We start from the raw sequence: 9,153 nt of genomic DNA on the forward strand, positions 1-9,153 counted from the left end.
GTCACACCCCCGCCGTCTGGGCGCGGTGCCGCTGCCGCATCAGGAACTTCCTGACCTTGCCGGTCGGCCCCGTGATCAGGTCGGCCTCGGAGATGACCACGACGCTGCGCAGCGTCGCCGCCGCGCTGTCGGTCAGCGCGGCGCGGACCGCCGCGGTACGGTCGGCGGCCGGGTCCGCGTCGGCGTGCAGCGCGAGCAGCACGTCGGTGACCACCCGGCCGTCCGCCTCGACCGACACCACCGTGCAGTCGTGGACGTCGGGGCAGCGGGCGAGTATGCGCTCCTCCGACATGGCCGTGTAGAGCCATTCGCCGCCGAGGTCGACGGCGTCGACGGCCCGGTCGACGTGGAAGTAGTAGCCCTCCTCGTCCCGGTACATCAGGTCGCCTGTGAGGTAGTAGCCGTCGCGCCGGTTGCGGTAGGTGGCGCCGGAGTCGTTCCAGTAGCCGGGGGCCAGTGTCGGTGCTTTCAGGCCGAGTTGGCCGACCTCCCCGACCGGGACCTGCCGCCCGGTGGCCGTGTCGAGCAGCGCCACCTCGGCGAAGCCGTGCGGCACGCCGACGCAGCGCCCGTAGCGCTCGGTGGACCTGGTGTGGGTGATGTGGAAGGCGGAGTGGCCCATCTCGGTGGAGCCGAGGCCGTCGACGAAGCTGGAGCCCGGCACCCGCCGCACGCCCTCGCGGGTGGCCGTCTCGCGGGAGCCGACCGCGACCAGGCGGCGGATGTGCGGTTCGTGCGCGCAGTCACCGGTGTTGAACCACAGCGACACCGACCCCAGGTCCCTGGCGCTCAGGTCGTACCTGGCCAGCTGCGCCCAGGTGGCGGCGAATCCGAAGACCCCGCTCGGCTGCCAGCGCTCGATGGCGCGCAGCACCGCGGCCCCGTCGTTCTGGGTGGAGAGGAACAGCAGGTCGCTGCGCAGGCACAGGGCCATGTTCAGCGCCGAGATGCCGGCGGCGTGGGCGGCGGGCAGCGTGCTGAGGATCCGCTCGGCCCCTCGGGCGCGCGGCGCCGTCAGCCGGAAGAGCCGGGTGGCCGCGAAGAGACTGTGGCTGGAGTGCACCACGGCGGCCGGCATCCGGGTGGTGCCGGAGGAGTGGGTGATCGCGATCGGGTCGTCCCGGTGGTGCCGGTAGGGCGCCGGTGCCTGCGCCGGGTCCGCGCCGCCCGCCTCGGCCGCGTCGAGGTGCAGGGCGACACCGAGGTCGCGGCCGGCCAGCCGGTCGCGGTGCTCGGCGTCGGTCAGCAGGCCCGCGCCGCGCAGCCGCCGGATGTACTCGGCGGCGATGTCGCCGGGGAGCAGCGGGTTCATCAGCGCCGGGATCGCGCCGAGCCAGGCCAGGGCGAGGAAGTTGAGCAGGCAGTCGGCCGAGCCTGAGACGTGGACGGCGACGGGGTCGCGCGGGCCGATGCCCCGCGCGTGCCACCAGGCCGCCCTGGCCGCCACCCGTTCGCGCAGCTCGCCGAGGGTCAACTCCGCCCAGGCGGGGTGCCCGTCGACCGGGACGTCGAAGGCGGCGCCCGGTCCTTCGGGGTCGGCGCCGTGCTCGAACAGCTTGGACAGCACGTTGCCCGCGCCCAGTTCCGGGTCGGCGGCCAGCCTCGCTCGGATGTTGGTGCCGGTCACAGCGTTTCTCCTTCGTGTCGCCTTGTCATCCTGGGAGCCGGCCGGCAGGGGCCGGTCGTCGTCCCCCTGTCCTGCCGTGCCGCGCCGCCTGCCGTCCGCCGCCCCCGGCCGCCGGCGCTCACCCGGCGGCGACCGACTTCTCGACCGCCGCCCGCAGTTGGGCCCTGGTCGGCTGGCAGGCCAGGTCGAGTTCGCGGGCGAAGGGCAGCACCGCGCCGTCCGGCCTGGTGATCCGCCGGGGCGGTGCGACCAGCCGCATCTCCTCCGCCGCGGTGGCGACGATCTCCGCGCCGATCCCGCACGAGCGGTTCGAGTCGTCCACCACGACCAGCCGCCCGGTGCGCTCCAGCGACGCGGCGAGGCCCTGCCAGTCGAAGGGGTGGAGCGAGCGCGGGTCGAAGACCTCCACGGAGACCGACCCGGCGAGCTCCTCCGCCACCGCGAGCGCGTCGTGCACGAGATGCCCGACCGCGACGACGGTGACGTCGGTGCCGCTCCTGTGGATCCGGCCGACTCCCAGCGGCACCGGGGCCAGCCCGGCGAAGTCGACCTCCTCGCGCAGTCCGAGGGCGCCGGACGGCGCGAAGACGACCACCGGGTCGTCGTCCCTGATCGCCGTCACCAGCAGCCCGTAGGCGTCCGACGCGGTGGCCGGCACGACGGTCTTCACCCCGACGTGCGCGAACAGGCTGTACGGGTGGTCGGAGTGCTGGCCCGCCCAGCTGTCCCGCGAGCCGGAGCCCGGCAGCAGGTAGGTCACCGGCACCCGGGTCTGGCCGCCGGTCATCAGCGAGAACTTGTGCGCCTGGTTGGCGATCTGCTCGAAGGCCAGGAAGAGCAGCGCCGGGATCTGGAACTCGATCAGCGGGCGCATCCCGGCCATCGCCGCGCCGGTCGCGAAGCCGGTGAAGGCCTGCTCCGAGATGGGCGTGTCCAGCACCCGGTCCTTGCCGAACCTGCGCAGCAGGCCCGCGGTGGCGTAGGTGACGGCCACCCCGATGTCCTCGCCGAGGACGCAGACGGCGGGGTCGCGGTCCATCTCGTCGCCGATCGCGCGGTTCAGGGCCTTGAGGTAGGAGAGCTTCGGCATCACAGCGCCCCCGCTCTGGGACGCATCCCGGTGGCGTACAGGTGGTCCAGCGCGGTGGCCGGGTCGGGGTGCGGCCCGGCGAGGGCGAAGCGTACGGCCTCGTCCAGCCGGGTCGCGGTCTGCGCGTCGATCTCGGCACGGGTGGCGGCGGGGATCCGGGCGCCCTGGATCTCCAGCGGGTCGCGCGCCCTTCCCGCGGCCACCTCCTCGTCGGTGCGGTAGCGGGGGCGGGCGGTGTGCTCCCAGGTGTGGTGGGCGTCGAAGCGGTAGGTGACGCACTCCAGCAGCGTGGGACCCGCGCCCGACCTGGCCCGTGCGACGGCCTCGGCGGTGGCGTCGAGCACCGCCTGCGGATCCGCGCCGTCCACGGTGGACGCCGGGATGCCGAAGGCGGCGGCGCGCCCGACGACGGAGCCGGCCATCGCGTCCTCGGTGCGCATCGAGGTGGCGAAGCCGTTGTTCTCGCACACCAGGACCACCGGCACCCGCCACAGCGCGGCCAGGTTGAAGGTCTCCAGGACCACCCCCTGGCTGACGGCCCCGTCGCCGAAGTAGGCGAGCGCGACCCGGTCGGTGCCCGAGCGGCGGAAGGCCCAGGCGGCGCCCGCCGCGATCGGCACGGCCGCGCCGACGATCGCGTCGGCCCCGAGCACCCCCACGCCGAAGTCGGCCGCGTGCATCGAGCCGCCGCGCCCCCGGTTGAGCCCGGTGGTCCTGCCCGCCAGCTCGGCCATCATCCGGGCCGGGTCGGCGCCCTTGGCGAGTACGTGGCCGTGCCCGCGGTGGGTGCTGGTGATCACGTCGTCGCCGCGCAGCGCGGCGCAGGTCCCGGCGGCGACCGCCTCCTGCCCGGTGCAGGGGTGGATGCCGCCGCGGATCACCCCGGTACGCACCAGCTCGACCGCGCGTTCCTCGAAGCCCCTGATCAGGGCGACGGTCCGGTAGAGGCCGACCGGGTCGGCGCCCTGCTCAGCCACGGCCGGCCGGCTCTTCTGCACGCCAGAGCACCGGGCAGTAGTCGGGGTCGGCGTAGTCGGGGCGGCCGTCCGGCAGCCGCCGCACCAGGACGTCGTGGTTGTACGCGGCCTCCGTGCCGTCCCCGAGGGTGAAGGCGCGGTATTCGTTGCCGCCGTCCTGGAGGTGGAAGGAGATCGCGCGGCGCGGCCGTTCGCTGCGGTTGGGACCGCTGCCGTGGTAGGTCAGGCAGTGGTGGAAGCTCATGTGCCCCTTGGGGATGACCAGCGGCACCTTGCGGATCTCCGCCCCGTTGTAGGCGGCGTTCTCGGCGAGCACCCGCTCCAGGTCGTCCTTGTCCCGCTCGGCGAAGTGCCGGGTCATCGAGTCGTCGCGGCCGGTCTCCTTCCACCGGTGGCTGCCGTCGACGACGGTGAGGGTGCCCATCTCCTCGCCGCAGTCGTGGAAGGGCACGAAGGCGGTCAGCATCCGCTCCGAGGTGGAGGTGGACCAGTAGTGCTTGTCGAAGTGCCAGGGCACGATGTTGCTCGGCTCGCCGCTGACGGCCGGCTTGAGTATCAGCGTCGACTGGAAGACGCGGATCTCCGCCGCCCCCGCCAGCCGGGCGGCGACCGCGCCGATGAGCGGCTTGCGCAGGACGGCGGCCAGCGGGTCGCTCTCGTAGTGCACGTAGTCGTTGTGGCGCTGGACCGGCCCGTGCGAGGGCTGCCAGTACGCCAGCCGCGGCGGCCGGACCGGCAGCGTACGGCTGCGCTCCCCCGCGTAGTAGGCCTCGCTCGCCTCGGCCAGCCGGTCGACCTCCTCGTCGCTCAGCAGCTTCTTCGTCAGGTACCAGCCGTGCTCGGCGTAGAACGCGACATCGTCGTCGTCCGGCAGCAGCGCGGCCTCCTCCTCGGTGAGGACGAACCGCCCGGCCTCCTGGACCTTCCCTTCGCCGGCCATCACAGCGCCGCCTGCGTGGTGCGGCGGACTGCGGCGAGTTCGCGCTCCTTGGCCTCGTAGAGGGCCGGGATGTTGCTGGTGCCGAAGGTGCGGGCGCCGTGCCGCTCGATCAGCTCCCAGAAGAAGGTCCTGCGCACGTGCAGGGACTTGGCGAATATCTGGTACATCTGCCCCCAGTGGTCCCGGTCGACCAGGATTCCGCGCGGCCGCAGCCGGTCCACCGGCAGGTCCACCGCGCCCAGCCGGCCGTCGAGCGAGCTGTAGTAGCTGCCGGGGGTGGGCGCGAAGCCGACGCCCCGCTCGCCGAGCCGGTCGACGGCGGCGACGATGTCGTGGCTGCCCAGGGCCAGGTGCTGGACGCCGGGGCCGCCGTGCCAGGCAAGGAAGTCGTCGATCTGGCCTGGCGAGTGGCTCAGGTCGGGCTGGATCAGCGTGAGCGTGGCGCCGCCGCCCGGGCTCTGCACCACCTGCGAGAACATCCCCTGCCCGCCGACCTCGATGTACTCCTCGAAGATCAGGTCGAAGCCGAAGGCCTCGCGGTAGAAGCGCGTGGTCGTATCGAGGGTGCCGGGCTCCAGGCAGACCGCCGCGTGGTCGATGACGCGCAGCAGGTCCGGCTCCGCGGGCGGGGGCACGTCCTGCATCTCGATCACGCCGGGCAGGAGGTCCCCCGGCACACCGTGCCGTTCGACCAGCCGGTGCGCCACGTCGCCGAAGCCGGAGACGGTGGCCGTCAGCACCGAGGCGTCCTTGCCCGCGTACGTCCGCGGTGCCGCGATCGCGGTCGCGCCGCCCGCGACCGCCGCGGTGAACGCGGACTTCGTGTCGCTCGTGCCGAAGGCGACCACGGCCACCCCGTCACCGTGCCGGGACACGTAGTCCACCGCCGGGTGGTCGGGCAGCAGGCCCGACGTCAGCAGCACCCGGCAGTCGCCCTGGCCGAGCAGCAGGCTGCGCTGCCCCGGCAGACCCGTCTCGGGACCGCCCTGCCCGTAGAGGCGGAAGCCGAACGCGGAGGACAGGACGAACGCCGCCTGGCGCGCGTCACCCACGTAGAACTCGACATGATCGATGCCGAGGTAGTCCATTGCCGCTCCTTTGTCGATGACACGTGTCGATGACCCGTCGGGTCAGACCGCGCGGGTCAGCCGGGTGCCCGGCAGGCCGTAGACGAGGCTGACGTTGTGGCCGCCGAACCCGAACGAGTTCGACATCACATGGCTGATCCGCGGCGCCGGGCGCGGGCTCTTGCGGATGTGGTCGAGGTCGCAGGCCGGGTCCGGGTCGTCCAGGTTGTGGGTCGGCGGCAGCAGGCCGCTGCGCAGCGCGAGGACGGAGACCGCGGACTCGACCACGCCGGAGGCGCCGAGCATGTGGCCGGTGACGGCCTTGGTGGCGCTGACCGGCGGGGCGTCCGTCCCGAAGACCCGGCGGATCGCGACGGCTTCCGCGAGATCGCCGAGCTTGGTGCTGGTGCCGTGCGCGTTGACGTAGCCGACGTCCGCAGGTTCGATCCGCGCGTCGGCCAGGGCCTGGCGCATGCACGCGGCGGCGCCCTCGCCGTCGGGGTGCGGGGTGGTGGGGTGGTGGGCGTCGTTGGTGGCGCCCCAGCCGAGTACGGCCGCGTAGCCGGCGGCGCCGCGCGCGTCGGCGTGCTCGGCGCGTTCGAGGACCAGGACGCCGGCCCCCTCGCCCAGCACCAGGCCGTTGCGGCGGCGGTCGAAGGGGCGGCTGGCGCCGGTCGGGTCGGCTCCCCAACCGCGAGCCAGCGCACGGGCGTTGCCGAAGGTGTCGGCCAGCGTCGGGAAGAGCGGCGCCTCGCTGCACCCGCACACCACCACATCGGCCTCGCCGGTCCGCAGCAGCCGCAGGCCCTCGCCGACGGACTGCGCGCCGGCCGCGCACGCGGTGGCGATCGAGGAGCTGTAGCCGCGGATGCCGTGCCGGATGGCGACCCGGGCCGCACCCATGTTGGGCAGCATCCCCGGCAGCAGGTACGGGCTGACGCCCAGCCGGCCGCGCCGGGTCCTGGTGACGACCTGGGACTCCAGGGTCGCCAGGCCGCCGGTCCCGGAGAGGATCACCCCGATCCGGTAGGGGTCGACGTCGCGGCCCACCTCGACGCCCGCGTCGGCCAGCGCGTCGGCCGCGGCCCGCATCGCCATCACGATGTAGCGGTCCACCACCCGCGTCTCGGGTCCCGACAGCACGGACTCGGGGTCGATCGGCGGCCCGAAGGCGGCCACGTCGAGGCTGCCGTCGAGCAGGCTCCCTGCCGCGGGGCGGCTGAGCCCCGACCGCCCCTCGCACATCGCCGCCACGACCTCGGCGGCGCTGGTGCCCACCGGGGTCACCATGCCCATTCCGGTGATGACGACGTCGGCCCTGCTTGTCACAGCCGTTCTCCTTCGCGCTCTCGTGGTCCCAGCAGGACGGCGCCCGCCCGGTCGTGCGCCGCGGCGGTCGCCGCCTGGTCGACGCGGATCAGCAGTGCGTCCTCGGCGTCGCCGTCCTCCAGCAGAGTTGCGGCCACGCCGAGTCCTGCCGCGGTGTCGCCGACGCACACGACGGGCCCGGTCAGTCCCCAGCGGGCGGCGACGTAGCCGGCCACGGCGTTGGGCACGGCCTGGAAGAACATCAGCGGGCCCGGCCGCCCGCCGCCCTCGATGGCCTCGGCCACATGCACCGCCCCCGCCAGGTCGCCCAGCGCGCTGACCACGATCACGGCGGTGCGGGTGGTCCCCGCGCCGGCCGCGTCCGGGGCGGCTTCCGCGGGGTCGGGGCGGCGGGTGAGGCAGCGGCGGGCGGCCTCGGCGGCGAGTGGGCTGAAGGAGGAGACCACGAAGCCGGCGAGCGGCGGTGGTACCCGGTCGGCCGGCGACTCCGGCCAGTGTGCGGCCGCGAGCACCCGCAGCCCCGCCGCCGCGGCCTGCCCGGCCAGTGCCGCGGTCGGGGAGACCGGCGGGGAGGCCGTCGGGGACGCGGGGGCGGCGGTGCTGCCGGGTCCCGGCGGCGTGGTCAGGGTCATGGAGTACCCACCAGGAGTGCGGTGTTGGCGCCGCCGAAGGCCGTCGTCAGGCTGATGCCGTACGCGGAAGCGGTGCGCGCGGGCCGGTCCAGGATTAGGCCGAGCCTGCAGTCCGGGTCCTCGCCGAGGTAGCCCGCGTTGACCGGGAGCCGCCCGGCACGCAACGCAGCCATGGTGACGACCAGTTCGAGCAGGGCGCCGGCCTCGAGCGCCTGGCCGTGCACGGACTTGGTGGAGCTCACCGGCACCGTCGCGGCGTCGTCGCCCAGCACGCTGTGCAGCGCGGCGGACTCGGCGGCGTCGCCTGCGGGCGAACCGGAGCCGTGGGCGTTGACGTAGCCGATCTGCCCCGGCCGGAGCCGCGCGCGGTGCAGCGCGTCGGTGACCGCGCGGGCCAGGCCCGCACCGTCCGGCCGCGGCCTGCACACATGGTGGGCGTCCCCCGCCCGCCCCCAGCCGGCCAGCCTGGCCAGCGGCGCGGCCCGCCTGCCGCGGGCCGCGGCGGCGGACTCGACGACCACCGCGACGACCGCGTCGCCGAGCAGCAGCCCGCTGCGCCCGGCGCTGAACGGGCGCACCCGCCCGTCGCGGGCGAGGGCGCGGCCGGCGTCGAAGACCGCGAACTGGTCGGCGTCCACCAGGTAGCCGGCCGCCACCACGATCCGGTCCGCCCGCCCCCTGGCGATGGCCGCGGCCGCGTCGGCGACCGCGGTGCTCGACGCCACGCAGGCCGACGTGTACGCCCGCGCCGCACCGGACAGCCCGCCGCGGCGGGCGACGGCGCCGGCGAACGCGTCGGCGCCGTGCGCCTGCCGGTCCCGCTCCGGCACCCGGGGCAGTGCCGGGTCGCCGTGCACGGCCAGGTGCAGCGGGCAGCCGGCCCGCTGTAAGCGGGTCAGCCCCGCCTGGTCGCAGGCCTGCCCGATCATCCGGTCCAGCTCGTCGGCCAGCACCGGCGCGCCGGGGTGTGCCGCGGCGTGCCCGGCCCGCCCGCCGGCGACGCGGAAGCGGCTCACCGGCGCGAAGCCCGGCCGCCCTTCGAGGGCGGCGTCCAGCACCGGTCCGACCCCGTCACCGAAGGCGCTGAGCACCGCCATCCCGCTGACGACGACCTCCCTTTCCCCCCGCAGGACCCCGGCCCGCACCTCATCCATGCCCGAGCCACCCCCCGGCGGTCCCGGCAGCCCCGGGCCCGGTCACACCCGGCCCCGCGGCGGCCGAACCCTCGGCGCCGGCAGGACCGGAATCCCGCCGGTCGACGCCGGACCCGGCCAGATCGAGCGCGCCGGCGCCCAGCCCGCCGACACCCGGCCCCCCGGCAGCCGAACCCTCGGCGCCGGCAGCGCCGGAATCCCGCCGGTCGACGCCGGACCCGGCCAGATCGAGCGCGCCGGCCCCCGGCCCCCCGGCAGCCGAACCCTCGGCGCCGGCAGCGCCGGAATCCCGCCGGTCGACGCCGGACCCGGCCAGATCGAGCGCGCCGGCCCCCGG

At 75.2% G+C, this 9,153-nt stretch carries 8 protein-coding genes and 1 pseudogene; 1 reads left to right on the top strand and 8 read right to left on the bottom strand.

What is annotated here, in order from left to right:
• Position 1: 1 nt before the first annotated feature.
• From ACGFMP_RS26825 to ACGFMP_RS26860, 8 genes are all read right to left on the bottom strand, one after another.
• Complete coding sequence (locus tag ACGFMP_RS26825) at positions 2 to 1,627, bottom strand: class I adenylate-forming enzyme family protein (RefSeq protein ID WP_393675556.1); 1,626 nt, start codon at positions 1,625 to 1,627, stop codon at positions 2 to 4.
• Positions 1,628 to 1,745: 118 nt separating this feature from the next.
• On the bottom strand, positions 1,746 to 2,717 hold the full coding sequence (locus tag ACGFMP_RS26830) for an alpha-ketoacid dehydrogenase subunit beta (protein WP_393675557.1): 972 nt from the start codon (positions 2,715 to 2,717) through the stop codon (positions 1,746 to 1,748).
• The gene (locus ACGFMP_RS26835; protein ID WP_393675558.1) at positions 2,717 to 3,694 is read right to left on the bottom strand and encodes a thiamine pyrophosphate-dependent dehydrogenase E1 component subunit alpha; all 978 of its coding nucleotides are present in this window, start codon (positions 3,692 to 3,694) and stop codon (positions 2,717 to 2,719) included. Before ACGFMP_RS26835 ends, ACGFMP_RS26830 begins: the two co-directional genes overlap by 1 nt.
• Positions 3,687 to 4,634, bottom strand: coding sequence for a phytanoyl-CoA dioxygenase family protein (locus tag ACGFMP_RS26840; protein ID WP_393675559.1), 948 nt, complete (start codon positions 4,632 to 4,634; stop codon positions 3,687 to 3,689). Before ACGFMP_RS26840 ends, ACGFMP_RS26835 begins: the two co-directional genes overlap by 8 nt.
• Positions 4,634 to 5,722, bottom strand: coding sequence for a 4-hydroxyphenylpyruvate dioxygenase (gene hppD, locus ACGFMP_RS26845; RefSeq protein WP_393675560.1), 1,089 nt, complete (start codon positions 5,720 to 5,722; stop codon positions 4,634 to 4,636). Before hppD ends, ACGFMP_RS26840 begins: the two co-directional genes overlap by 1 nt.
• A 42-nt stretch (positions 5,723 to 5,764) precedes the next feature.
• Positions 5,765 to 7,030 carry a beta-ketoacyl-[acyl-carrier-protein] synthase family protein gene (locus ACGFMP_RS26850; protein WP_393675561.1) on the bottom strand — a complete coding sequence of 422 codons (1,266 nt, stop codon included), beginning with the start codon at positions 7,028 to 7,030 and terminating at the stop codon, positions 5,765 to 5,767.
• Complete coding sequence (locus tag ACGFMP_RS26855; protein ID WP_393675562.1) at positions 7,027 to 7,662, bottom strand: hypothetical protein; 636 nt, start codon at positions 7,660 to 7,662, stop codon at positions 7,027 to 7,029. The genes ACGFMP_RS26850 and ACGFMP_RS26855 overlap by 4 nt, the downstream gene beginning before the upstream one ends.
• Complete coding sequence (locus ACGFMP_RS26860) at positions 7,659 to 8,816, bottom strand: beta-ketoacyl synthase N-terminal-like domain-containing protein (RefSeq protein WP_393675563.1); 1,158 nt, start codon at positions 8,814 to 8,816, stop codon at positions 7,659 to 7,661. The genes ACGFMP_RS26855 and ACGFMP_RS26860 overlap by 4 nt, the downstream gene beginning before the upstream one ends.
• On the opposite strand from ACGFMP_RS26860, the pseudogene ACGFMP_RS26865 reads away from it, so the two are divergent.
• A pseudogene (locus ACGFMP_RS26865) lies at positions 8,815 to 9,153 on the top strand (hypothetical protein); the annotation flags it as partial. The gene ACGFMP_RS26860 and the pseudogene ACGFMP_RS26865 sit on opposite strands and share 2 nt — an antisense overlap.

Origin of the sequence: Streptomyces sp. NPDC049040, assembly GCF_043197715.1 — a bacterium.
Classification (GTDB): domain Bacteria; phylum Actinomycetota; class Actinomycetes; order Streptomycetales; family Streptomycetaceae; genus Actinacidiphila.